The organism is Microcoleus sp. F10-B2, assembly GCF_036704965.1.
GTDB lineage: Bacteria > Cyanobacteriota > Cyanobacteriia > Cyanobacteriales > Microcoleaceae > Microcoleus.
Genome location: NZ_JAUBTB010000021.1, coordinates 1 through 25,030, shown reverse-complemented (window position 1 = coordinate 25,030; position 25,030 = coordinate 1). Strand labels below are relative to the sequence as shown.

The window sequence follows — 25,030 nt, the reverse complement described above, 5'->3', positions numbered from 1 at the left end:
AGGAAGAGGCTCCAAATAATATCAAAATAAGGAGAACCAATCATGTATCAAGATACTAACAAAAGAAAAAGTCCACCGCCCATTGTTTTTATAATCATTTTCGGCTTAATTGGGTTGGCCGCATACAAGTTCCTTCCCGGTTTATTCGCATCCACAAGTTCAGATACACCTAGATCGGGAACGAGTCCATCGGGTGCGAGTCCATCGGGTGCGATCGCAACTCGCATGAGTTTAGGAAATCAGATATTGCTGACATCGCAAACAACAGCCGAAAAGCAAGCAGGCGTTACAGCTTTTGCCAAAGGAGATTACAAAGAAGCTGTTCTAAAATTTCAGGCTTCGCTGCAACAAAATCGCAACGACCCGGAAACGGTAATCTATTTGAATAATGCGAGAGTAAGCGATCGCACTTCTCTGAAAATTGCCGTCAGCGTGCCGAGCGGCAGCAACCCCAACATCGCCCAAGAAATCCTCCGAGGTGTCGCCCAAGCTCAAGATGAAATCAACACTAGGGGAGGAATTAACGGTGCCGGTTTGCAAGTAGAAATTGTCAATGACAATAACAGTCCAGAAGTTGCAAAAGAAGTTGCGGCACTATTAGCAAATGACCCCAAAATTCTAGCGGTAATCGGACATAATGACAGCAATGCCTCTTTAGCAGCCGCTCCAATTTATCAGGAAAAGAAACTGGTGATGATTACACCTACCAGCAGTACGAATAATTTATCAGGTTTTGGCAGCTATATTTTTCGGACAGTCCCCAATACTCGATCGATGACGGCTCCTTTAGCAGAGTATATCGTCAAACAAGTCGGCAAAACCAATATAGCCTTCTGCTACGACTCTCAAGCTGCTGGCAAGGCTTCGTTTAGGGATGAATTTATTGCTTCTCTTTCAGCATCAGGTGGCAGATTAGTTCCTACTGTCTGCGACTTGTCAGCGCCGACATTTAATCCTAACACTGCGATCGCGGATGCTGTTAGCCAAGGTGCACAAGGATTGATGGTAGCATCCCACGTAGATCGCATCGATCGCGCGATCGATCTAGCCCGTGCAAATCAAGGCAAATTAGCGCTTTACAGCAGTTCAACTCTTTACACCTTTCAAACGCTAAAAGACGGGCAAAAGGACGTTGACGGGCTTGTTTTGCCCGTTCCCTGGCATCCTGAAACTAATCCCAACAATCCATTTCCTACAAATGCCAGTCAGCGTTGGGGAGGCGTTGTGAATTGGCGAACCGCAACGAGTTTTGACGCTACTCAAGCTGTCATCGCTGGCTTGGGGCAAAGCAATACGCGGGAAGGGTTGCAACAAGCACTCAGAAATCCGAATTTCTCGGCCGCAGGATCGAGCGAGGATGTGAAGTTTTTGTCCACAGGCGATCGGGCTGGTAAGCCGATTTTAGTGCAAGTTAAACAAGGAGGAAGCACTGGCTATAACTTTGTCCCGTTGCGGTAAGTTTGTTAAGTGCGATCGCACTCACATCTTGCACATTCTCAATAAGTCTTTCAGGGGCGGGCTTTCCTGCCCACCCCACAATAAAATTCCCTCTTTGTGAAACAGGCATCTTGCCTGTTTCTTAGCATGATTAAAATCTACTTTTCTGTTGAATTAGCAAAATTTTTAATATAAAATGAAATGAGTAGATTAAAGGAGAGCGTTGTGTATGATCGCGCCAGTTGAAACCAAAACCTACACGGCCCAGGAATATCTAGAATTGGAAATCAATTCTCAGGATCGGCATGAATTTATCAATGGGGAGATTGTTCTGATGGCTGGCAGCACACCGAATCATAATGAAATTACCAGCATCTTAAATGCTATTTTGAGGGTGAGTCTCAAGGGTAAACCTTACAGTATTTTTGCATCGGATCAGCGACTTTGGGTTCCGCAGCTTAACAATTATACTTATCCAGATATGATGGTTGTGGCGAAACCGATCGAGCTGCAATCTGGACGGACGGATACAATTACCAATCCGCTGCTAATTGCTGAGGTGCTGTCTAAAGGTACTAAAGCTTATGACCGCGATGAAAAGTTTGCTGCCTATCGCAGTATTCCTAGTTTTCAGGAATATTTATTAATCGACCAATATCGGCTACAGGTGGAGCAATACTCTAAAACTGATGCGAATAAGTGGATCTTTTCGGAATATAGCTGTATGGGCGATCGGCTGAGTTTAACATCTGTTGCTGTGGAAATTTCGCTGGCCGATTTGTATGAAAATATTGAGTTTGGTGAATAGGCGGACGGTTTTTTGTCAAATGTTCCAAATAGTGGTAATATTCCCGTATATCGATCGGCTCTGATGGAGAACAGCCATCAGACGCAAGGGGGAAAGTTCGGTGCGAATCCGGCGCTGTCCCGCAACTGTAAGGAGATTTTTGCTTCTCTGAGTCAGAATGCCCGCCGATTTGTTTACAATCATGTTTTTCATCTGCGAGGTATGGATGATGGTGAGTTTATTATTTTTTTTATTATTGGATTGGGATTTTTTAACCGCAGATATCAGCAGATAAACACAGATGAACGCTGATGTAATTTGATTTGTGTTCTAAAGGGTATCTTATTTTAAGGGAAATGAAAAGAAATGCGAGTGGAAGATAGTGTTTGGCAGGGTAGTTTTGGCTACTGGCAAAACTTGTTTATTCATCAGAATATTTTGTCGATCGGACATACTGCTTGGAACGGTTTTTTGCATCGAGGACGAGGCTTGGTTGCTTGCAAAATCAATACTCCCATTAACGGCTCTGTGAATTGGAGCGTAGATACTATAAAGTACGATCTGCAATTTATTTCCGACTTGGAGGCAACCGTTTATTTGCAACAACTAGAAATAGAGGAGAACACTGTTTCAAATCTGCTCCAAATCATTGCTGGCTACGAACCAAAGGAAGCAATTATATTTTTGTCGATCGCCAACGCTCAGATTGATATCAATTTGTTGCAAAAGTTGGCAATTTCTCCTGTTGAGTGCTATGAACAGGTATGCAAGCGCTGGGAAGAATTTCAACTCTGCCCAAAATCCTAAAACTTACTAAATTTTCCGAATGTCGCAGCCAAAATCAATCGAAATTTCCAAAGTAACTCGCTACCAAAATGCAGCGCTTAATTACTATTTGGGTCTGACAGATTCGCCCTACCTTCACTACGGCTATTGGAAAACCCTACCTGTGCCCGCTGAGGAACTGACGATCGCACGATTGCGCGTCGCTCAGCAAGCTTACACAGATAAACTCTTGGATTTTATCCCCAAAGACATCAAAACCGTGCTGGATGTAGGATGCGGGATAGGGGGAAATGCGGCTTATTTGCTCGATCGAGGTTTTGGAGTGGAGGGGCTCGCACCCGATCCGTTCCAACAACAGCGCTTTCTTCAGTGTACGGGCGATCGGGCAATTTTCCACCTCACGAGGTTTGAAGACTTCAAAGCAACCCATTTCTACGATCTTATTCTCTTTAGCGAAAGTAGCCAGTATATGTCGGCTGTTGATATTGCTAAGGGTGCTGCCACTGCCCTCAATCCTGGTGGTTATGTACTGCTTGCCGATATGATGCGCTCTGATGTTAACTATACAGAGGGAATGTTTTCTAACTGTCACGTGGTGAAAGAGCTTCAGATTGCATTGATGCAAGCGGGGTTCAATGTAGTAAAAACTGAGGATATTTCGGCTCATATTTTACCGACGATTGACCTGTATGTCGATACTTTCCGCAGGTTTGGACTGAACACAATGATTTATGTTGCGGATTTGATTGCGATCGCAGTTCCTCCAGTCCACAAATTCCTGCGTTGGATATTTCGTCGCTGGTTCAAGAAGCTAGTGGTTGAAGGATTGGAGGCGGGCCAACTTTTTGAGCAGCATTTGTGTTATGAAATTCAACTTTGGCAGTTGTCAAAAATAGATGAAAACTGACACAAATACAATGGAAATTGGTAATCGGTAATCGGTAATTGGAGGCAGAGCCTCCGGGTATTTATTCCCAGGCAGAGCCTGGGAACAAGGCTATAAAAAATAAAAAATAACGAATATGTCTGAATGGATTCTCGAATTCGATCGCACTTCCTACTCATATCCCTGCGGTTCGCGAGTGGCAATTCAGGGTTTAAATCTAAAAGTCCCCGCTGGGAAACGGTGCGGGCTGATAGGTCAAAATGGCTGTGGCAAAACTACCTTTTTTTTGTTAGCAAATGGCTTATATCAACCGCAACAGGGAATCATTAGCTGGCAAGGTGAACCCTTTCGCTACGATCGCAAATCCTTGATGCAACTGCGCCAACAAATCGGACTCGTCTTTCAAAATCCCGAACATCAATTAGTAGCTTCGACGGTAGAAGAAGATATTTCCTACGGGTTGTACAATTTGGGTTTGGCAGAACCGAATATTGCGAGAATGGTGCAAGAGGCGATCGACCAATTCGATCTAAGCGAACTCGCCCGCGAACCAATTCACAATCTCAGTTTGGGGCAGAAAAAGCGGGTGTCGATCGCCGATATCATGGTTCTCAAGCCCAAACTGCTGCTGCTAGATGAACCTACCGCCTATCTCGATCCGCGTCACACCCGACAATTGATCGGTTTACTCCAACAAATTCACAGCGCCGGAACCACGATCCTTTTAGCAAGTCACGACCTCGATTTCATCTACCGCTGGGCTGATTGGGTGTTTGTAATGGATCGAGGAAAACTAATTTTAGAAGGAACACCGGAAACCGTTTTTGCTCAGCGGGAGGTTTTGGAACAATTGCAGCTTGGCGTACCGCTGGCGATCGAGCTGATGGAGCAAATAAGGGCGATCGTTGAGAAAGATGATAACTCAAAAAAGCACACTTTTGAGCTGTTGCAACAACAGATTTTACAAGCGCGGCGGCTGCTTTAATCATCAGTAGTAATAATTGCAGTTACCAAAGCTGTGATGATAGATGTTATAACAGTTGTAAGCATATCTTCTAATCCTCAAATAACTTTTTTGGGTCAAAATTTACTTCTCCTATCATCGCTTCTGCGTCGGCGAAAGCTGCCACTAATTTTTCGGGTGAGCTACTACCAGTGTGAAATCTTATTGATTCAGCTCTTAAGTGTCTTTGAGCTTGACGAAACCCATTGCCTTTTCGTTTAACATCTGTTGTGTTAATCAAGGCTAATGAAATTGCGCTAATTGCAGAAAGCACTTTTGTTCGATGAGTTCCGAGTTCTTCAACAAAGGTCGCCACAAGTAAAGATGACACGATTTAACTTACTCCCAAAAACAGATAAATGAAATGGAAAATATAGGCATACTGATGCCATTTTTTGAATTGAGCATTAATTTTTTCCGGGATTTCTTGCATCAGGAAAGTCAACTATTAATTAAATGGGTAAATTGTTGAATCAGGAGAAATTGAGATCGCACCTGCCAGATTCATTTCCGGTTATTTAGTGAGGAAATAAATGGGTGATGGCGTGCGATAAATATGGCGATATTTCTTGTTATTAATTAACAAAAATGCCCGATTTCCATCTACTAGCTTTCAGTTTTTGCTGCATCACTTCTTAATAAATAAAACTGAGATTCAAGAGCCTTCAATTCTTCTGTACCTTCTACATACTTAACATCAGTCAACAAATTATTAGCTTGCGCTTGAAGAATACGATAGGCTCCCGCTCTTTGTTTAACGGGAAATGCGTTTCCAATTGATTGAATAGCAACGATAACTCCGCCTAGAATGCCAGTAGCTATCTTTTTGTCTTGCTCGTCTATTCGATCCCAGGTAGACAAAAGGGTAATTATTAAAGTAAGAACGATCGTGGTAATTGTCAAACCTCCATCCCAGTTCCGATTGATTCGTCTGAGCCGAGTCATTTCTTGAGTTAATTCCTTAACTTCCTTCTCTAAATATTGTCTTTTGTCCTCAAGTGAAGATCGACTTGATTCTTTAACTTCATTCTTTAAATATTTTGTTTTTTCTGGAATTACAGATTGAGATTGCATTTTTTATTCTCCTCTCATTTTAAAATTTGCACCAATTTGAAGTAGATGCACCTTATGCTGAGAACAGTCAGTACAACAGATTTTACAAGCACGTCGTCCGGCTGCTTTAATCATCCATATAACTCAACTTTACTTACTCTTTTCCGTGTTCAGAAGAATTTGGTTTAGTCTCAAGGCTAGAAGAATGTGGCATTTGATTAACCTCCTAAATGTTTAAAAATATCTACAGTCCCCAGTCCACAACTAACAGGCGTGGATCGTACTTGCGGAGCAATTTCACAAGTTTTCTTAAATCATCAATTGTAGTAGGACACACACATCCTGCACTGCCTGCGCTTCTACCACTTTGAATCCAGTTCCAATCAGCATGAAAGCCGAAGTCATCGCGACAGCCAATATTCTTTAGCCTACAACTTTCTTTAGCCTTTTGTGATTTAACCAGCTCTACCCATACAGGTCCAAGTCCATCTCCATCTATGGGGTGTGAAGCATTGTAATTGTCTTTGCCACCTGCCCAGTCGATATCCGAGATGTAGTAGTTATCTTGTGGGATAGGTGCCAGATTGCCCGGTTGACTTTCAGGATCATCCCACATTAAAAATCTCTGAGCACCCGGTACACCAGAAATAACGTCTAATGAATCAACAACTACATTCCCTTGAGGATTTACGAAATCGAGTTTGCAGCATTCAAGTCCTTCGTAGGCATCTCTTGGTGTACGTGTGAGACGGCAGTATACACCTCCATCTAGCCCAGATGAATGTACAGATATCTCTCCACGCGCACGTTTGAGAGCATTCTCTATTGCTCTCTTTGTCTCTGGCCCTACTTTTCCATCAACTCGGCTAAGAACTTCGCGGGTTTGAAAAAGCTTGACTGCGCTCTCCGTAATGTCAGTAAATTCGTTAGGCTGAGAACCTAAACGAAGAAATTTGAGTCCTGCTAGAGCGCAATTAAGTATGTAACAGTCTTCTCCAATATGTCGTTTCTGAAGGGTACGAGTGAACGGTAATGGTACGGGAGCAGGTTTATAGGGAAAATCTCCCTTCGGCGGTTGAGCCAAATCTTTAGGCTTTGTGACAAAGCCTATTGCTGCATCTATATCTGAAAAACCATCGCGCCGAAATAATTTTTCTTCGTCGTTTCGACGATCGACCAATCCTGGGAATGGTCTTCTTGTGCCATTATCTTCACCATGTACCCAACGATCGAATTCCCTGACTGCTCCTTCATAATTGCTTTTGTTTAGCTCCCGCAACAGAGTTGACTCACCGAATGCACCAATCCCGATGTTGTAAGTGAAGGAAACAAGAGCATCAAACATACACTGCTTGAGCGAAACTTTGCATAAGCGCTCAACATCTTCTGCTTTTTCCCGAACTTCAATCTGTAACCATCGCTCTGCTTTTTCTCGGGTGATAATATCACCCTCTACAATCGGTCTATTGAGATCCAAATGCTCAATAGAGCCATAACCAATTGTCCAAATCCCAACCGGATCTAGGTATGCTTTAATCCGTCCATCAGAAAGCTTTTTATGGAGTCCTTCCCATTTTTTGATTAGTTCAAAGCATTCGTTAGAAGGTTTCATATTTTTCCTCTAGTGTCAATGTCTTGAATGAAGTTTAAATTTCAACAGTCTGAGCGACTTTTGCTCTGCCTTAATTCAAAGAATAAACCCCCCCGATCGCCCTGCCGGTGAGAAAAAGTGACAGGGTTTTGTAAACTTACGTAAATTCACTCAATCGATTTGAGATTTGATATCTGAGATTGTGCAATTAACCTCATCCAAAATCCGGGTTAAATATCCCCCTTATTTTTCAGTCTCCGAATGCGAACAAAAGCTTGTTTAGTATCGGTTTAAACCGCCAAGTATAAAAGGGATTACCTTGCGGTTAATTCAGTCAATTTGTTTTCTTTCCTGAACAGCAACTCGCACTCATGAAACATCAGTAAATTTACTGAATAGGTCAAATTGGCAAGCTATGAAAGGACAAGAGGCGATCGCCCTAGTTGATAGTCTGTTACAATCCGCAAACAAAAAGCAAAAACTCAATGACATTCAATCCCGCGTCTTTCTGGAAACTTGGGAGGGATACTCTTATCAAGAGATAGCCGATCGCTTAGCTTACGAACTCGACCATATCAAACACGTCGGTTCGCATTTGTGGCGAAATCTCTCTCAAATTCTTGGGGAAAAAGTCTCAAAGCAAAATCTTCAAGCAGTCTTGCGCCGCTACCAGCATTGCAGTGCGGGCATCTTGCACGCTAGCGAAGCAGATAGCACCACTCAAGATTGGGGAGAAGCGATCGATGTTTCCCAATTTTACAACCGGCAACAGGAACTCGAAACATTAGAAACTTGGATTAGCGGCAATTCTACTCGTCTGATCGGTATTTTTGGACTTGGCGGTATCGGCAAAACTTCTCTGTCTGTCAAACTCGCTCAGCAAATTCAATCTCAATTTGAATTTGTGATTTGGCGGAGTTTGCAGCAAGCACCAACCTTAGATGTTATCCTCAGCAATATTTTACCGATTTTAACTAATTCATCAGCCACAAACAATCACTCTATTGATGCTCTCATGGAACAGTTGCGACAAAAACGCTGTTTGTTAATTTTAGACAATCTGGAGTCGATTTTGCAAGGGGGAAATCGCAGCGGACAATATCAACAAGGCTATGAAGATTACCGACAGTTATTGGCGCGCATTGCTGACGAACCTCACCAAAGTTGTCTGATTTTAACCGGACGAGAACAACCGGGGGGGTTTGCTGTGCGATCGGGCGAAAATTTACCCGTGCGATCGCTCAAACTCTTCGGAGTTTCACCGCCAGTATGCCAGCAAATCCTCGCGGCCAAAGGATTAAAGGCAACGCTATTGCAGTGTCAAGATATTGTCAATTACTTTGGCGGCAATCCCCTCGCCCTCAAACTTGCTGCAACGACTATTAAAACACTTTTTGGTGGTGATATTCACGCATTTTTAGTGCAAAAAAATACTGTTTTTAGCGATTTCTGGGATTTGCTCGATCGCCAGTTCGATCGCTTGTCACCCCTGCAAAAACAAATCATGTACTGGATCGCCATCAATCAAGAAGGAGCGACCCCTGCGAAGTTAAAAGCGGAAATTTTGCCCAAAGTTTCGGGACGGCAACTGATGGAAGCATTGGAGGGGCTGGCTGAACGATCGCTCATCGAAAATCGGCGATCGCCCGACAATACCGCACCGACAAGTTTAACGCTACAGCCTGCGATCGTCGAGTATGTCAGAGAACGCTTGCTCCAAACTGCTGAGCAAGAAATTATCGCAAACAAACTTAACTCATAAAAACTCATGTTTTAATTGAATCCTAAACCCAAGACTAGATCGGCGACTCATAAATTAAACTGATTTTGTATCCTTTAATTGAATGTCTCTTAACCCATTTTGCAACTGCAATTCAACTCAAACAGCACCTCGGCAATATTTTAGCTTAGTTGCGCGATCGAACAGCAAGCCAGACAGATTATGCTGCGGTTAATCTGCTGAATTTATCCAGTCATCTCAAAACCGATATCAGATCAATTCCGGCTGCGCCGAAATGATAAGCCAGGACACGGCAGTGCCGTGTCCCTACGCCAGATTTATTGTAGGGACACGGCACTGCCGTGTCGTGATTTTGGGTGATATTAATTCCGATGCAACCGGAATTGATATCAGAGGCCTTGATTGCTCTTAGGATTTACGCAGGGGTGGTCAGAAACCGGGTTTTTTACGAAAATACTGCGTTGTGGCGCGCAGATTCGGTAAAAAACCCGGTTTCTTTGTCGGAGTGCGATCGCGAACTGATTAAGTGCGATCGTACCAACTTTCCAGCGCCAAGCGGTGAACTTCCCGCCAGCTAATATTTTTAAGTCTGGCAATTTCCGCGCAATCTTCGTATTCCGGCTGCACGTTAACAATCGTTTGTCCAGACTTCGCAACTTTTATTTGCACTTCACCGTATTCTGTTTGAACTGCCTGGATTTCCCGGTGCAGAATAGTTCTCTGTTGAGTCGATCGCCTAATTCCCAAAGTAGTAGTCTCGCGAAAGATCGCAGCTTCGCAAGCATCCTCAAATTCGGGATGACAAATCGCAGTTAACAAAACCCCCAGCCGCGACTTTTTCATCACAATTGGCGCAGTGAACACATCCAGAGCTCCGCAGGCAAACAAAGCATCAAAAACATAGCCGATCGCCTGCGGACTCAAATCATCAATCTGCGTTTCCAATACCGCAATAGTTTCTAAGGAATTGGTAATCGGTAATTGGGAATCGGGAATGGGGAATCGGGAATTAGTAGCCGTCTTTCTCCCACTCTCCCACTCTCCCCCTCTCCCCCTCTCCCCCTCTTCCTTCTCCCCAATCCAGAGGCGCAAAATATTAGGAATTGCCAGCATTCGAGAACCTGCACCCAAACCGATCGCCTGAATTTGCATCGACGGTGGTGGGCCGAAAGCAGAGGCGAGAGTACAGGCGATCGCAGTTCCCGTAGGCGTGCACAATTCGCGATCGATCCCGTTGCTATAAACCGGCACTCGGTGCGTTTCCCACAACCGCATCACCGCCGGCGTCGGCACCGCTAACTTACCGTGGGCCGCCTTCACCGTACCTGCACCAGTCGGCATCGCCGAAAAGTAAAATTCGTCAATATCCAACCAATCCAAACCCAAACAAGTACCGACAATATCAATAATTGCATCCGTCGCCCCCACCTCGTGAAAGTGAACCTCGCTTGCGGGGATACCGTGTACGGCACCTTCTGCATCTGCTAATTTGCGGAATACTGCCAAACTCCAGGCTTCCACGCGCGGAGGCAATTTTGCCGAGACGATGATGTGCTCTATTTCGGGCAAGTGGCGGTGATGAGTGTGGCTAATTTCGGCATCTGCTTCGCCGTGACTGTGAGAATGTTCTTCACCGTGATGATGGTGGTGGCGGGCGTCGAAAGTCGGGGATTCCGTTTCCGAGGGATCGAGTGTGGAGTCGCTAGCGGGATTTTCTGGTTTTAACCATAAATCGGCACTTAAATCCACATAAAATTTAGTTGCTTGTTGAGTATTCCGGTGGACTAATTCCGTCCGCAACTGGTACTCTGTCGAAATGCCGAGCAAATTGAGTTTTTCGATTAGGTAGTCTAAAGGAACGCCGGCGTGAAGAAGAGCTCCGATGCACATATCGCCAGCAATGCCGGTTGGACAGTCAAAATAAGCTATTTTATTCATTATTAACAATTAATTTTCAGCATTGATTGTTTCACTCGATATTTCGATCGCCCACTTAGCCTGAAATAGCTTAACATGGCAACTATTTACGAAGTGCATCCAGTTGCACCCCAAAAAGACCGGATCGAGAAGATTACAAAATCTCTGAAAGATGGGGCAGTGATGCTTTATCCGACAGATACAGTTTACGCGATCGGCTGCGATCTCAACTCCAAGTCTGCCGTAGAACGAGTCAGGCAGATCAAGCAACTCTCCAATGATAAGCCTTTAACGTTCCTGTGTTCTTCTCTGTCAAATATCACCGACTATGCTGTCGTCAGCGATGAAGCATACAGAATTATCAAGCGGTTAATACCCGGGTCTTATACATTTCTGCTGCCAGCCACAAAGTTAGTGCCGCGGTTGGTAATGAACCCAAAACGCAAAACCACGGGAATTCGCGTTCCCGACCAGCGGCTTTGTTTTACACTGTTGGAAGCCTTGGGAAATCCGATTATTTCAACTTCCGCTCACATTACCACCGATGATGAAGGTGCAGCACCAGTCCCTGCAGCAAAAGCAGAAAGTTTTGGCAAAGCTGAACTGTTTGACTGTTTTTCTAAGTTAGTGGATGTGATTGTCGATGACGGTTCCGATCCGGGATATCAAGTTTCTACCATTCTCGATTTGACACAAAGCGAACCGATTGTTGTTCGCCGCGGTTTGGGATGGGAAGCTGTCGCCGTTTGGGAAAAAGATTAATTGTGGAGATACAAGAAAATTCACTCTTTGTGGAACAGGCATCTTGCCTGTTCTTGAGAATAGTGAAATAAGATCCAGAACCCAGACTTGTTCAAGAAGTTGGGGTTCTGAATAGAGTAATTCAAAACTGCTTTAAGCCTCTACCTTAACTCCTTTCCAAAAAGCAATATATCCGGCAATATTTTTAGCAGCATCTTTCGGAGTAGGATAGTACCAAGCAGCATCTTTATTAACTTGTCCGCCCACTTCGACACTGTAGTAACTAGCGACACCTTTCCAACCGCAAGTAGTGTGAGTGCTGCTATCCTTGAAAAACTCGCGTTTGATGGCATCCGGGGGGAAGTAATAGTTGTTTTCTACGACTTCGCATTTGTCGCTTTCGGCCAGGACGGCACCATTCCAAATTGCTTTCGGCATCAGTTTCTCTGCTTAAATTGAGATTCTCAATTATTGTAACTGTATTTGTGCTCAAAAAGCATAGAATAGTGTTGAAGCCAACAACCAACTACTGCAAATGTCAGGGTCGAATCCGCCCATATCTTCTGTGCCGCTGTCCCTGGAACAAGCACTCAAACATTTTTTTGGCTATGACTCTTTCCGCCCGGGGCAGCGGGAAATTGTGGAAGCTGCTTTACAAAAACGGGATATGATGATTGTCATGCCGACGGGCGGTGGCAAGTCTTTGTGTTTTCAATTACCGGCTTTGTTGAAACCGGGATTGACTGTGGTTGTTTCGCCGTTAATTGCTCTGATGCAAGACCAGGTGGAAGCTTTGCAGGATAATGGAATTGGGGCGACTTTTCTCAACAGCACTTTGAGCAGTCAGGAAACCCGATCGCGCGAAACAGCAATTCTCGAAGGTAAGATTAAATTGCTCTATGTTGCACCCGAACGCTTGCTCGGTGAGAGATTTTTACCGTTTTTAGATATAGTAGCAAATAAGTTAGGAATTTCGGCATTTGCGATCGACGAAGCCCACTGCGTTTCGGAATGGGGACACGACTTTCGACCAGAATACAGGCAAATGCAGCGAGTGCGCGATCGATATCCCGACATTCCCATTATGGCACTAACCGCCACCGCCACCGAGCGCGTCCGCCAAGACATCATCCAGCAGCTAACTCTGCGAAATCCCTACATCCACGTCGCCAGCTTCAACCGCCCCAATTTATACTACGAAGTTCGCCCCAAAACCAAGCACAGTTTTGCCGAAGTTTTGCAAATTATCCAAAAAAAAGGCGGTTCGGGAATAATCTACTGTCTCAGCCGCAAAAAAGTTGAAGAAGTAGCTTACAAATTGCAGCAAAGTGGCATCGCAGCTTTACCCTACCATGCCGGGATGAACGATATCGATCGCGCCACCAATCAAACCCGCTTCATTCGCGACGACGTGCAAGTAATGGTAGCCACAATTGCCTTCGGTATGGGCATCAACAAACCAGACGTGCGGTTTGTAATTCACTACGACTTACCCAAGAATCTAGAAGGATACTATCAAGAATCAGGCCGCGCAGGCCGAGACAACGAACCATCCCATTGTACCTTATTTTTCGGCTACGGCGATGTCAAAACCATCGAATACATAATCGAGCAAAAACCAGATCCGCAAGAACAGCGCATTGCCCGCCAACAGTTACGGCGAGTAATTAACTATGCAGACTCCAGCGATTGCCGCCGCACAGTTCAGTTAAGTTATTTTGGCGATTCATTTCCCGGAAATTGTGGCAATTGCGATAACTGTTGCAACAAAAAACCCGTAGAAGATTGGACGATTGAGGCAATGAAATTTCTTTCTTGCGTCGCGAGATGCCAAGAAAAATTCGGCATGAATCATATTATTGACGTGCTGCGAGGCTCAAAAAGTCAAAAAGTATTGCAATACCAGCACCACCAGCTTTCTACATACGGAATTGGCAAAGATAGAAGTGCCGACGATTGGAAAAAATTGAGTCGTTCGCTGTTAAATCAAGGTTTTTTAGACGAAAAAACAGACGGCTTTCCCATTTTGAAACTGAATGAAAAAAGTTGGGAAATTATGAAACGTCAGCGCACCGTTGAAATCGCCATTGAACCCCAGCGGGAAGTACAAGGAAAAGTTCGGTCTTTGGCAGTAGAAGTAGAAGCTTTATTTACCGTACTGCGGACGCTACGCAAGCAAATTGCCGACGAACAATTTGTGCCACCTTACGTAGTTTTTGCTGATAAAAGCTTGCGAGACATGGCAGAAAAACGCCCGCAAAATCTCAGAGAATTCGAGGAGGTTTACGGCGTTGGCAGCAACAAGCGAGATAAGTACGGCAAGGTTTTCTTGGAGGCAATTCGCAGTTTTTGCCAAGAACAAGGATTGCCAAGTGGTGCTGCATCTTCTGATGTCGCTAATCTTCCCAATCTTTCCAACGTTGCGTCTTACTCGCAGATGCAAACCTGGGAATTATACCGACAAGGTTTGACAGTTCAAGGAATAGCTAATGCGCGGGGTATGAGTCCTAATACTATTTCTGGGCATCTGGTAGAATTGATGGAAATGGGCAGGGAAGTTGATATCAATTTGTTGGTGGAACCGGAACGCCAGCAGGCGATAGTGTACGCAATTGAAGTTATGGGGGATGAGAAACTGAGAGCAATTTATGAGTTTTTGGAAGAACGTTATACGTTTGAGGAGATTAAGTTGGTGCGCGCTTGGTGGCGGCAAAATTATGTCGGTTTTTAACCGCAGATGTATGCAGATGAACGCTGATACAGCCTTTCTCAGTAGGGAAACGGCACTGCCCTTTCCCTATGGGGTACGGACACGGCACTGCCGTTTCCCTACAGATGATTGATAGGAATAAGGGTGCTCTTTGGCGCACCTTACCGCTATCAAATGCTGTTTAGTTCACCCTACTTCATGCCGCTTCACCTGAGTTCGGCTCAGTCAAGCCAACTGCTAGTAATTGAGCAGCCTGCACGTTACTCGTTGCGACTTCCCAAATGCCTTTTGCACAATAGCTGTAAAAGTTAAAAACAGGCAGAAACCATGAAAGCTACTGGTAAGGTGTATACAATTGATTTGGCTGGAAATCAGTATCAAAGCCCTCGCTACTTGCAAAGTCGGGCCAGGATTAACTCTCTCATCGACCATTATATGTCATTGGAAGTTTTGAGCGATCGACTTTCGGATCTACCCCGGCAATTTTCCAGTCCGCATCCCCGCCCTTGGGAGCCCATAGATTGGCAAGGAATCAATCGCGACCAAATTATTGGTGTCAAGCCAGAAATCTTTTTACAAATTTTGGCAAGTGCGGCAGAAATTGAAGCTCCCATCCGCAGCTACGGCAGAGAAAGTTGGTGCTACTTACAGCCTATTTACCCGCAAATGGCGCGGTTTATGGGAGGAATTTTTGATGACAACGGCAACATTTTAGAAATAGGTGTTTGGGAAAAAGAAGAACGCCAACATTGCCCGACATTTAGGAAGATTTACCAGCAACTTACAGGGGAAAAACTGCAAGTTAAACCCAACTCTGTGAAGGGTTGTCAATCCACAGGTGATGCTTGGCAAGATACCTACAAACACGTGATTAGTCGCTTGAGTACCGAGTGGGGAGCTACTTCTGTTTATTTATGGTTGATGGTACACTCAACAGGAGCGCTGCAACAGGCAATTTCCCAGCCTTTACAGGATGAGATAAATCATTTGGCTAAGTTTTGGGGTTTCAGCCGCTGGGCATTCTCCCAGAGTTACTTCAATCAACTGAAAGGCTCTACCAAAAACCTGATTGCTTTGCTGAAACACCATCAGATTGAACGCACGCACGGCAATGATGTGTTTAATACTTCACTCAGTCTCAAACAGCTTTCTTTGGTGTTGGAATTGACTTTTACATTCACGCGAGTGATGGTGCGGCTGCGGCGCTGGAACCGCGAGCTCAGTCGCAGTTACCTCAGGCATTTGTTTGGCACTGCGCCGATGGTTGATGCACCGCGCCGTGTTGCTTAAATCTGAGATATTGCAAGAGTTTCATGAACAGGCAGGATGCCTGTTCCACTCATAGTTCAATTTTATTGGGGGGATAAGGTGCGCCCTAAGCACCCAGCTATGTTAAAGTGCTGATATATCTACTCGTTTTAATCTAGAAGAATACAGCGAATGAATCAAACTTTAATGAATCTGTAACGATCGCACTTCAGAGACAATTGAAAATAAAAGGTACTATAGATCATGCAAATTACGATCGACCTTCCCGACAATCTACCTCTGACTGAAGCCGATGTCCGACTCGAACTCGCGATCGTACTTTATCAGCAACACAGCCTCAGTCTCGATCGAGCCGCTCAACTCGCTGTAATGTCTGTGGACGAATTCTACCAACTATTAATCAGCCGCCATATTGTCACTCCGCCCGCAGATCCCGATGACGAACCCGCCGAACTCGTCTTAGCCAGCCTCCGTAACTCCCTCCAGCAAATTAAAGAAGGCAAATTACATCCTATTTCCGAACTGTGGGAAGGGATTGATGACTGACGAGACACCCCAAATCCAGATTGTCTTTTCCGATGAGTTCAAAACACGACTTCGCACTTTAATTAAACGCTACCGCAGTATCCGCACCGACCTAAAACCGCTACTTGATGAGCTAGAGTCTGGCAACTTAATTGGCGACCAAATCCCCGGCACTGGCTACACCGTATTCAAAGTCCGCCTCAAAAACAGCGACATCCAAAAAGGCAAAAGTGGTGGCTACCGAGTTATCTATCAACTCAGAGGCGATACCTACATCTTACTCATCGTTATCTACTCCAAGTCAGACCAAGATGACATCCCAGCAAATCAAATTCGAGACATTATCGATCGCACTTAAAAGCCAATAAAAACCTAAAACTACCATAAATCATGCAAATTACGATCGACCTTCCCGACAATCTACCTCTGACTGAAGCCGATGTGCGGATAGAATGGGCGATCGTACTTTATCAGCAACACAGCGATCGTCATTGAAATATTGAAGTGCGATCAGGCATCATTTTCAAGTTTTATGGTTTGGGTGGTGGTTCCCACTTACAGATAGACTCTGGCGAAAGAGGACAAGTCTTGGGTGCGATCGGATTTCCGCTGAGGTAGAGATCGGTCAGGTTAGTCAAGGATGCTAGCGGTTTGATATCGCCGATCTGATTGTCGATGAGGTCGAGTTCAGTCAGGTTAGTCAAGGATGCTAGCGGTTTGATATCGCCGATCTGATTGACGCCGAGGTCGAGTTCAGTCAGGTTAGTCAAGGATGCTAGCGGTTTGATATCGCCGATCTCATTGCTGCTGAGCCAGAGCCGAGTCAGGTTAGTCAAGGATGCTAGCGGTTTGATATCGCCGATCTCATTGACGCCGAGGTCGAGTTCAGTCAGGTTAGTCAAGGATGCTAGCGGTTTGATATCGCCGATCTCATTGCCGCTGAGCCAGAGCCGAGTCAGGTTAGTCAAGGATGCTAGCGGTTTGATATCGCCGATCTCATTGAGGCTGAGGGAGAGCTGTGTCAGGTTAGTCAAGGATGCTAGCGGTTTGATATCGCCGATCTCATTGCCGGTGAGGTCGAGTTCAGTCAGGTTAGTCAAGGATGCTAGCGGTTTGATATCGCCGATCTCATTGACGCTGAGGTCGAGCTCCGTGAGACTAGAAAGTTTTCGATCGGCCTCATTGCACTCAGTAGTCCCTGCTTCCTTTAACAGCACATCAACAGTATGTTTAGTTTCTGGACTCAAATCAGCTTTTTGGTGGCACCAATCGGCAAATGTTCGCCTATTGTTTTCCGGTTGCGCCGTCGCAATTTCGGAGTAAAGCGCATTTCCAAATAAGGGTAAGATCGCATTTAAAGCAATTACTATCAACCTTGATAAATTCATATGTTTCTATGCAACTATAAATTTCATCATCTTGCATCTCTAATTTTCTGAATAGGCAATGGCAGGTTGGCAAACTGTCACGGCACTGCCAGATAGTTCTAAAATAACTGTGATATTAAACTAATAGCCAATAACTTTATCTGCACAAACTCAGGAAAATACCTTATGAACGGCCCAGCATCTTACGCATCATCTCAACTGACCGATCGCGATCGCGCTAACCTCAGCCGCCTGATCGATTACACTTCCATTCGATCGATACCCGAAATTTGGGCGATCGTCAAACAACAATTCGGTCAAACCGTCGCCCTCCACGACCCCCACAGCCAGCCCGAAATCAAGCTTACCTACACCGACCTCTACCAACAAATCCAGCAATTCGCCACAGGCCTCCAAGCCCTCGGCATCGAACCACATCCAGGAGAAGCCGTCCCTCCCCGCGTCGCCCTCTTCGCAGACAACAGCCCCCGCTGGCTGATAGCCGACCAAGGCATCATGATGGCTGGGGCCGCCAACGCCGTTCGAGGCGCCACCGCCGACCCCGAAGAACTTTTGTACATCATCCAAGACAGCGGCAGCACCGCCTTGGTAGTCGAAAACCTGGCATTACTCAAAAAACTGCAACACCGCCTCCCCGATTTACCCATCCAACTCGTCGTCCTCCTCTCCGACGAAGAACCGGAAACCAGCCAAACCCTAAGCACAGTCAAATTTTCCCAAGTGATGAGCACAGGGGCCAACCGCCCCCTCAAACCCACCAACCACAAGCCTCAAACCCTCGCCACCCTCCTCTACACCAGCGGCACCACCGGCAAACCCAAAGGCGTCATGCTGACTCACGGGAACCTGCTGCACCAACTCACCACCTTGGGCACAATTCTCCAGCCCGAAGCCGGCGAATCTGCCCTCAGCATTCTGCCCAGTTGGCACGCCTACGAACGCAGCGTCGAATACTTCCTGCTTTCCCAAGGATGCACCCAAATTTACACCAGTATTCGCTATTTCAAACAAGACTTGAAAACTTACAAACCCCAGTACATGGTCAGCGTTCCGCGCATCTGGGAATCGATTTATGAGGCCGTACAAAAGCAATTTCGGGAACAGCCAGCCAACAAACAAAAATTGGTTAATTTCCTGTTATCTGCCAGCCAGCAATACATCGAGAACCGCCGCATTTTCCAAGGATTAACTCTTAGTTTAAAACCGGCTTCTGCTTCCGAAAAACTCATCGCCCGCATAAAAAGCATTCTGTTGACGCCCGTCCACGCCCTCGCCGAAAAATTGGTTTATCAAAAAGTCAGGGAAGCTACGGGAGGACGTTTTAAGTGGGCAATTAGCGGCGGTGGTTCTTTGGCAACGCATTTAGACAATTTCTTTGAAATAGCGAATATCGGCTTGTTGGTGGGATACGGTTTAACCGAAACTTCGCCGGTTTTAACTGTGCGCCGTCCCTGGCACAATCTTAAAGGTTCCGCAGGTCAGCCGATCGCCCATACGGAAATTAAAATAGTAGACCCAGAAACCAGACAGCAACTGCCAACAGGCCAGCGCGGTTTAGTATTGGCGCGGGGGCCACAAATCATGGCAGGTTATTATCTTAATCCCCAAGCGACTGCCAAGGCGATCGACCCCGAAGGCTGGTTTGATACCGGCGATTTGGGCTGGCTGACACCGGGAAACGACTTAATCTTGACCGGGCGGGCCAAAGATACGATCGTCCTCAGCAACGGCGAAAACATCGAACCCCAGCCCATAGAAGACGCCTGCGTCCGCAGCCCCTACATCGACCAAATTATGCTAGTAGGTCAAGACCAGAGATCAGTCGGCGCCTTAATTGTCCCCAATGCAGAAGCCGTGCAGAAATGGGCAGAAACTCAGAATCCCCCAATACACGAAATTGACTGGAATAGCAAGACAATTCAAGATTTATTCCGCAAAGAATTGAACCGAGAGGTGCAAAATCGCCCTGGATACCGCGCGGACGATCGCATCGGCCCGTTCCGGTTGATTCAGGAGCCATTTTCGATCGAAAATGGAATGTTGACCCAGACCCTGAAAATTAAGCGCCCGGTTGTGACGCAACACTACCGCGATATGATTGACGGAATGTTTTGAAATATTCGCAGGACTTGGGGAATGGAAAAGAAAAAATTATCCCAACACCCGAGTCCCGAGTCCGAGTCCTCAGTCCTGGGCCATTAGTTCATGTTTACCAACTAATGACTAATGACTAATGCCTAATTCCTAATTGACAAGCAACAACTTTATGGAACCACAATTACTCTTGAAGCGATCGATTAACGTTAAAGTCGTCGTTACTCCCCGCTGGAAAGAAGAAGCTCAACAGCAACTCCAAGCCCAAATCAACCAAATAGATTCTCAGCTACAACAGTTAGAAATGCAAGGGCAGCGGATGATTTCAGAAATCCAAAAGCAAAATCTGCAGCCCCCAGGCCCGCAAGTAATGCAGCAAATAGAAAACATTCAAGTCCAGGTGAATCAAAGAAAAAGCGAACTGCTTGAACAGAAAAACCAAAACCTGCAACAGCTTCAGCAAGTGCAGGTGCTAGACCTGGAACAAGAAGTGAGTCAAGGTCAAATTGACGGAACGTTCACTGTCGGGCTCGGAGAAAACTTGATTCAAAAAATGCAAGTAGAAATTCTCCTCCGCGACGGCATAGTCGAAGAAATTCGAGGTGATATTTAGAAATTGGTAAGTGGTAATTGGCGATCGGTAATTGGCAATTGATTTTGAGTCAACAGTCACACATCAAGAATGCCAGAGACTGGCATAATAATAAGTATTGCCGGTGGCAGATCGCCAATTATCAATTGCCAAATACCGATTACCTATTACCAAAACAAAAGGACTTTTTACAGATGATTCGCGAAGTTTTCATGCCAGCCCTGAGTTCGACAATGACAGAGGGCAAAATTGTTTCCTGGGTCAAATCCGCCGGAGACAAAGTAGAAAAAGGCGAAACGGTGGTAGTCGTTGAATCCGACAAAGCCGACATGGACGTGGAGTCTTTCTACGAAGGCTATTTAGCAATAATTATCGTACCTGCGGGCGAAGTTGCTCCGGTGGGGGCGGCAATCGCCCTCGTAGCAGAAACAGAAGCCGAAATCGCTGCAGCTCAGCAGCAAGGAGCCGCCGCCCCAACCGCAGCAGCAGCCCCCGCTCCCAGCCCCGTTCCTGTCAGCGCAGCTACATCGTCAGCAGGTTTGCAGCAAAATGTCAGCCGCCAAAACGGCCGCAGCGTCGTTTCTCCCCGCGCTCGCAAATTAGCCAAAGAATTTAAAGTAGATTTGAATTCTATCAAAGGCAGCGGGCCCAACGGTCGCATTGTCGCAGAGGATGTGGAAGCAGCAGCCGGCAAAGCCCAACCCGCTCCGGTTCAGCAACCGGTAACAGTCCCCGCAGCACCCGCACCCGCAGCACCCACAGCACCCGCACCCGCCCCCGCAGCAGCCAAACCCGCACCCGCACCAGTCCCGGCGGTGGCACTTTCGGGCCAAAGAGTACCGATGAACGCGCTGCAAAATGCGGTGGTGCGGAATATGGAAGCAAGTTTGAGCGTGCCGTCTTTCCGCGTGGGTTACACAATTACTACTGATAATCTCGACAAACTCTACAAACAAATTAAGTCGAAGGGCGTCACGATGACGGGTATGCTGGCGAAGGCTGTAGCAGTAACTTTACAAAAACATCCTCTGCTGAATGCTTGTTATGTGGAGTCGGGAATTCAATACCGCGCTGATATTAATGTGGCGGTAGCGGTGGCGATGGACGGCGGCGGTTTGATTACGCCGGTGCTGCAAAATGCCGATCGCCTCGATATTTATTCGCTCTCCCGCACTTGGAAGGATTTAGTCGATCGCGCCCGCACCAAGCAGTTGAAGCCGGATGAATACAGCACGGGAACTTTCACTCTTTCCAATTTGGGAATGTTTGGAGTAGACAAGTTTGACGCGATTTTGCCGCCGAATCAAGGCTCGATTTTGGCGATCGGTTCTTCGCGGCCGCAAGTAGTGGCTAATGAAGATGGTTTGATGGGAGTGAAGCGCCAAATGCAGGTAAATATTACTTGCGATCACCGGATTATTTACGGGGCTGATGCGGCGTCTTTCTTGCAAGATTTAGCGAAATTGATTGAGACCAATCCTCAATCTTTGACGCTTTAGCGATCGTCCAAATCCCCCTTTTACTCTTATTGGCAGGAAAGGGGGATTTAGACTTAGCTTTTAATGAGATGTCTAATTTCGGAATGATTTAACCGCAGAGACCGCAGAGGACACAGAGGAAGAGAAGAGAGAGATCAATAATTCCGATACCAACGGATTTGATATTACTCATTAATACGATGAAAGTGCAAGTTTTGTCTATTCAACCTGCGAGCGAACCTAATACTCACCAGGTTTGGGTGTCAGTTGGTACGGATACACACAAATTTATTTTTACAACAGAAGTCAATCAAGTGGGAGAACATTTACTTCAGACTACTCGCGGCGATTCCCTACGGGATAGCTGCGCTTCACGCACTTTTTCAGAAGTTTTCCGATTTAATCAGCGGGTAGCGATGAATGTGACAAATCTCGTTGTTAAATGCTACAATCATGAAACTATAAATCTTCCGGCAGATGTTGGCATTTTTGTCACTCCAGAAACAGCTTTATCAAAGCAAAAGCAATTTGAAAATAGCAGTTTAGCAGACACTGACTCGCAACAATCCAAAGCAGTCGATCGAGAAATCCGTCAAAAATCGATCGCGATTGTTGAGAAGTTACCGGAAGCTGTGCTTGATGAAGCCGTTAAGTTTCTCGAATCTTTGTATGTTAAGGGCGAGCCCGTCGAGTAGCGATCGTACTTTTTGTTGTGAGAAATTCAGCCGCGTTTCGCACAGTGTAAATATACAGTCACCCAATAACTAATTACTCGATCGCACAGTCAAAACTTGCGGCGGCGTCGCATCCGGCGGATACAAGAAATCCACCTGCACCAAACGGCGTTCCCCCGCCTTCATATTCACATTCACCAAAGGTTCCCCCTGCTGTCCCCGGCGCTGCACGATGTGAATGTAGCGCGTCAAAGTCTTGCCCGTATCATCCTTAAACATTACCCGTACTGTCCCTCGGAAAAAGATCCGATTTTCGGGAGGATCGTAAAACATCAATCCCCCCGATTCTGTATTTGCTTTGATCGGTGTTTGCATTTTAATGCTAACAGATTGGGACTCGCGAGATTTGTTGTAAAGCGGAAAAGTCAAGTTGTATTGAATCCCGTAATTACCGTGAGCAAAATAAGCAGTATCGGGATAGCGAGCTAACATTTTAGCGCTTTGAACTTGACCGGTGCCAAAAGTCCCCGTATCCGTTGTGCTCAAAGCATAAGAAAATGACTCGCCGCGCTTGGGAATAGTTAAATAATCGGTTCTCGAATTGTCCGTAATTTTAGCTTGCCACTGGGAACCTTCCGCTACTCCCGCCACGCGGCCGTAAATTTTTTGCACCGGATTTTCGCCTCTCGGAGTTGGTGCTAAATCTCTCGGCCCCGCTAAACCTTTGGTATTTAAAATATTTTCCCACTGTTCTAAAGTCGGATCTTGCTCGACTCCTCCTTGACTTTTAGGAGCAAACATTGCTAACGATGCTACATAAACCGAATTGCTGCTCGACATTCGCATTAAGGTCGATCGACCGTTGGAAGAAGGCGTCACATTCCCCACAGGTATCGGCAAATTCATCAGCATTCGGCTCTCATTCGCCGGAATCTCGATCGCAGCGGGCAAAATGGCTTGTCTGAACCCCCGCAATACATCGCTCGTGATGCGGCTTCCAGGCCCCGCAAACACAGTGCCGAATCGATTTTCTAAATACGACGGCAAATCGACAAACAAGGCATCCGGCCGAGTTAAATAAGTCGCTCCTTGCAAGACATTTAAAGTAACAGGTTCCGAGTTGGGATTGCGGACAATTATTCCTTGAAATAAGGTGCGAGTTTCGGCGCGATTTTTAGCTTTGGCGATGTGGTGGGCGAAGATGTCAAATCTGCCTTTGAAGGGAAAGTTTAAGTGTGCAGAAGGTACTTGTTTTCCTTCCGGGGGAAATGTGGAGAGCAAAATGCCTTCGGTTTGCACGACTTCGGGGCTGTTGCTGTTGAAAACCGGGATGCTGTCGAGTTTTCCCGGCAAAACGCGCACTTGCTGGGGCACCGTCACAGTGTTCAGCGGGGCCGTTGTCTGCGGTTGTGGTAAATCCAGTTCGTTTTCCGGTAGCGGGAATTCTCGCTCGATGATAACTTGTTGGGTCGGAGGTGTCGGGATTGCTTGAGCGAGGGGGAAAATTGGCAAAAACATTGCTGAGAGCGCGTTTAACTGAACTTGCAGAAGATTGCCACATAGCAACCGACACAAAAACTTACCACAAATTGGTTGATATTTTCTCGGGATTTTGAGATTTTGTCAATCTAGAGCAAAAATAAGAGCCAGAGGCGGGATAGCTGCGCTGGCTCTTATGAGTTGATACTAGAAGTTAAGCTTGTTTGACAGAAATGCGGCGAGCTTTTCTGGCGATGGATGGCCCGAGCCCCTGAAAAAATTTAGGCAGTAGCCTTTTTTGCCTGCTTGCGGCGTGCTGCTACTAAACTTCCCAACCCCATCACCATACCTGCAATAGTTGTTGGTTCGGGCACTGCCTCAGCATCAGCGGAAACTCCCGCCATAACTTTGTCACTGGTGCCAATATTAGACCCACTTACCTGCTGGAAGCGAACCCCTGCCTTGAGCGTACCATTCTGAAATCCCGCCAACAAAGCACTTTGTGCCTGTTCCGCACTCAGGCTACTGCCAGTTAGCAAAAAGCTAACGAAAGTAGACTCATTTTTATATAAGCCTCCATTAGCGTTTCCACCATTAAAGCTATTGCGCGGAGTGCTAATGCCATAGTCGAAACCGTCTTGCAAACCGCTAATATCAACGTTTTCCCAAAACGATGTAAAAGTGCTGCCTGCAGTCGATTTAACTGATGCAGTAACGCCGCTCAATACGTCAAATGCCACGCCAACGAGAGAAGAGTCTGTTGCACCACCGGCTGTAGCCTTAGTGCCAGTGGTATTGGTGATAAGCTGAGACGCAGCTAGATTGTATAATATAAAAAAATAAGCAATCATTAGTTATAGTGTATGCCAGCCAAAAACC

The 25,030-nt window shown here is 46.0% G+C and carries 23 protein-coding genes and 1 riboswitch; of the genes, 15 read left to right on the top strand and 8 right to left on the bottom strand.

Annotated elements, in window-relative coordinates; translation table 11 throughout:
* Positions 1-42: 42 nt before the first annotated feature.
* The 5 genes from QUA99_RS10660 to QUA99_RS10640 all read left to right on the top strand — a co-directional run bounded on the left by QUA99_RS10660 (position 43) and on the right by QUA99_RS10640 (position 4,881).
* Positions 43-1,458, top strand: coding sequence for an ABC transporter substrate-binding protein (locus tag QUA99_RS10660; protein ID WP_333236072.1), 1,416 nt, complete (start codon positions 43-45; stop codon positions 1,456-1,458).
* Between the two features lie 208 nt (positions 1,459-1,666).
* Complete coding sequence (locus QUA99_RS10655; RefSeq protein WP_333236071.1) at positions 1,667-2,245, top strand: Uma2 family endonuclease; 579 nt, start codon at positions 1,667-1,669, stop codon at positions 2,243-2,245.
* Positions 2,246-2,283: 38 nt separating this feature from the next.
* Positions 2,284-2,428: riboswitch (cobalamin riboswitch) on the top strand.
* Positions 2,429-2,590: 162 nt separating this feature from the next.
* The gene (locus QUA99_RS10650; RefSeq protein ID WP_333236070.1) at positions 2,591-3,031 is read left to right on the top strand and encodes a hypothetical protein; all 441 of its coding nucleotides are present in this window, start codon (positions 2,591-2,593) and stop codon (positions 3,029-3,031) included.
* A 19-nt stretch (positions 3,032-3,050) separates the two neighbouring features.
* Complete coding sequence (locus QUA99_RS10645) at positions 3,051-3,917, top strand: methyltransferase domain-containing protein (protein ID WP_333236069.1); 867 nt, start codon at positions 3,051-3,053, stop codon at positions 3,915-3,917.
* A gap of 115 nt (positions 3,918-4,032) precedes the next feature.
* Entirely contained in the window at positions 4,033-4,881 is an 849-nt protein-coding gene (locus QUA99_RS10640; protein ID WP_333236068.1) for an ATP-binding cassette domain-containing protein, read from the top strand.
* 70 nt (positions 4,882-4,951) lie between these two features.
* Here QUA99_RS10640 and QUA99_RS10635 read toward each other — a convergent pair whose 3' ends face one another.
* The 3 genes from QUA99_RS10635 to QUA99_RS10625 form a co-directional block, all read right to left on the bottom strand.
* Positions 4,952-5,230, bottom strand: a complete 279-nt coding sequence (locus tag QUA99_RS10635) for a hypothetical protein (RefSeq protein ID WP_333236067.1) — start codon at positions 5,228-5,230, stop codon at positions 4,952-4,954.
* Positions 5,231-5,505: 275 nt separating this feature from the next.
* Positions 5,506-5,973, bottom strand: coding sequence for a hypothetical protein (locus QUA99_RS10630; RefSeq protein ID WP_333236066.1), 468 nt, complete (start codon positions 5,971-5,973; stop codon positions 5,506-5,508).
* Between the two features lie 223 nt (positions 5,974-6,196).
* Positions 6,197-7,564: a glycoside hydrolase family protein gene (locus QUA99_RS10625; protein ID WP_333236065.1), complete on the bottom strand. Its 1,368-nt coding sequence runs from the start codon at positions 7,562-7,564 to the stop codon at positions 6,197-6,199.
* A 394-nt stretch (positions 7,565-7,958) separates the two neighbouring features.
* Between QUA99_RS10625 and QUA99_RS10620 the strand changes: the two genes are divergently transcribed.
* Positions 7,959-9,305: an NB-ARC domain-containing protein gene (locus QUA99_RS10620; protein ID WP_333236064.1), complete on the top strand. Its 1,347-nt coding sequence runs from the start codon at positions 7,959-7,961 to the stop codon at positions 9,303-9,305.
* A gap of 501 nt (positions 9,306-9,806) precedes the next feature.
* Here the strand turns inward: QUA99_RS10620 and larC are convergent.
* A complete protein-coding gene (gene larC / locus QUA99_RS10615) occupies positions 9,807-11,222 on the bottom strand; it encodes a nickel pincer cofactor biosynthesis protein LarC (protein WP_333236063.1) in 1,416 nt (471 codons plus the stop codon).
* Positions 11,223-11,297: 75 nt separating this feature from the next.
* On the opposite strand from larC, the gene QUA99_RS10610 reads away from it, so the two are divergent.
* Positions 11,298-11,963: an L-threonylcarbamoyladenylate synthase gene (locus QUA99_RS10610; RefSeq protein WP_333236062.1), complete on the top strand. Its 666-nt coding sequence runs from the start codon at positions 11,298-11,300 to the stop codon at positions 11,961-11,963.
* A gap of 132 nt (positions 11,964-12,095) precedes the next feature.
* On the opposite strand, the gene QUA99_RS10605 is transcribed toward QUA99_RS10610, so the two are convergent.
* On the bottom strand, positions 12,096-12,380 hold the full coding sequence (locus QUA99_RS10605) for a DUF427 domain-containing protein (protein WP_172186059.1): 285 nt from the start codon (positions 12,378-12,380) through the stop codon (positions 12,096-12,098).
* 97 nt (positions 12,381-12,477) lie between these two features.
* On the opposite strand from QUA99_RS10605, the gene recQ reads away from it, so the two are divergent.
* The 4 genes from recQ to QUA99_RS10585 all read left to right on the top strand — a co-directional run bounded on the left by recQ (position 12,478) and on the right by QUA99_RS10585 (position 16,804).
* Entirely contained in the window at positions 12,478-14,673 is a 2,196-nt protein-coding gene (recQ, locus tag QUA99_RS10600) for a DNA helicase RecQ (protein WP_333236060.1), read from the top strand.
* A gap of 306 nt (positions 14,674-14,979) precedes the next feature.
* Positions 14,980-15,942 carry a hypothetical protein gene (locus QUA99_RS10595; protein WP_333236059.1) on the top strand — a complete coding sequence of 321 codons (963 nt, stop codon included), beginning with the start codon at positions 14,980-14,982 and terminating at the stop codon, positions 15,940-15,942.
* Positions 15,943-16,164: 222 nt separating this feature from the next.
* Entirely contained in the window at positions 16,165-16,467 is a 303-nt protein-coding gene (locus QUA99_RS10590) for a UPF0175 family protein (protein ID WP_333236058.1), read from the top strand.
* Complete coding sequence (locus tag QUA99_RS10585; RefSeq protein ID WP_333236056.1) at positions 16,460-16,804, top strand: type II toxin-antitoxin system RelE/ParE family toxin; 345 nt, start codon at positions 16,460-16,462, stop codon at positions 16,802-16,804. Before QUA99_RS10590 ends, QUA99_RS10585 begins: the two co-directional genes overlap by 8 nt.
* A gap of 172 nt (positions 16,805-16,976) precedes the next feature.
* On the opposite strand, the gene QUA99_RS10580 is transcribed toward QUA99_RS10585, so the two are convergent.
* Positions 16,977-17,834 (bottom strand): leucine-rich repeat domain-containing protein, encoded by an 858-nt coding sequence (locus tag QUA99_RS10580; protein WP_333236055.1) that lies wholly within the window; start codon positions 17,832-17,834, stop codon positions 16,977-16,979.
* 165 nt (positions 17,835-17,999) lie between these two features.
* On the opposite strand from QUA99_RS10580, the gene QUA99_RS10575 reads away from it, so the two are divergent.
* The 4 genes from QUA99_RS10575 (at position 18,000) to QUA99_RS10560 (ending at position 22,693) form a co-directional block, all read left to right on the top strand.
* Positions 18,000-19,949, top strand: coding sequence for a long-chain fatty acid--CoA ligase (locus tag QUA99_RS10575; protein WP_333236054.1), 1,950 nt, complete (start codon positions 18,000-18,002; stop codon positions 19,947-19,949).
* A gap of 151 nt (positions 19,950-20,100) precedes the next feature.
* On the top strand, positions 20,101-20,541 hold the full coding sequence (locus tag QUA99_RS10570) for a YlqD family protein (RefSeq protein WP_015179467.1): 441 nt from the start codon (positions 20,101-20,103) through the stop codon (positions 20,539-20,541).
* Between the two features lie 173 nt (positions 20,542-20,714).
* The gene (locus QUA99_RS10565) at positions 20,715-22,019 is read left to right on the top strand and encodes a dihydrolipoamide acetyltransferase family protein (protein WP_333236122.1); all 1,305 of its coding nucleotides are present in this window, start codon (positions 20,715-20,717) and stop codon (positions 22,017-22,019) included.
* A 194-nt stretch (positions 22,020-22,213) separates the two neighbouring features.
* Entirely contained in the window at positions 22,214-22,693 is a 480-nt protein-coding gene (locus tag QUA99_RS10560; protein WP_333236053.1) for a hypothetical protein, read from the top strand.
* Between the two features lie 69 nt (positions 22,694-22,762).
* Here QUA99_RS10560 and QUA99_RS10555 read toward each other — a convergent pair whose 3' ends face one another.
* Together QUA99_RS10555 and QUA99_RS10550 are read right to left on the bottom strand one after the other, a co-directional pair.
* Positions 22,763-24,190, bottom strand: coding sequence for a DUF3370 domain-containing protein (locus tag QUA99_RS10555; protein WP_333236052.1), 1,428 nt, complete (start codon positions 24,188-24,190; stop codon positions 22,763-22,765).
* A 242-nt stretch (positions 24,191-24,432) separates the two neighbouring features.
* Positions 24,433-25,002, bottom strand: coding sequence for a PEP-CTERM sorting domain-containing protein (locus tag QUA99_RS10550; RefSeq protein ID WP_333236051.1), 570 nt, complete (start codon positions 25,000-25,002; stop codon positions 24,433-24,435).
* Positions 25,003-25,030: the final 28 nt, after the last annotated feature.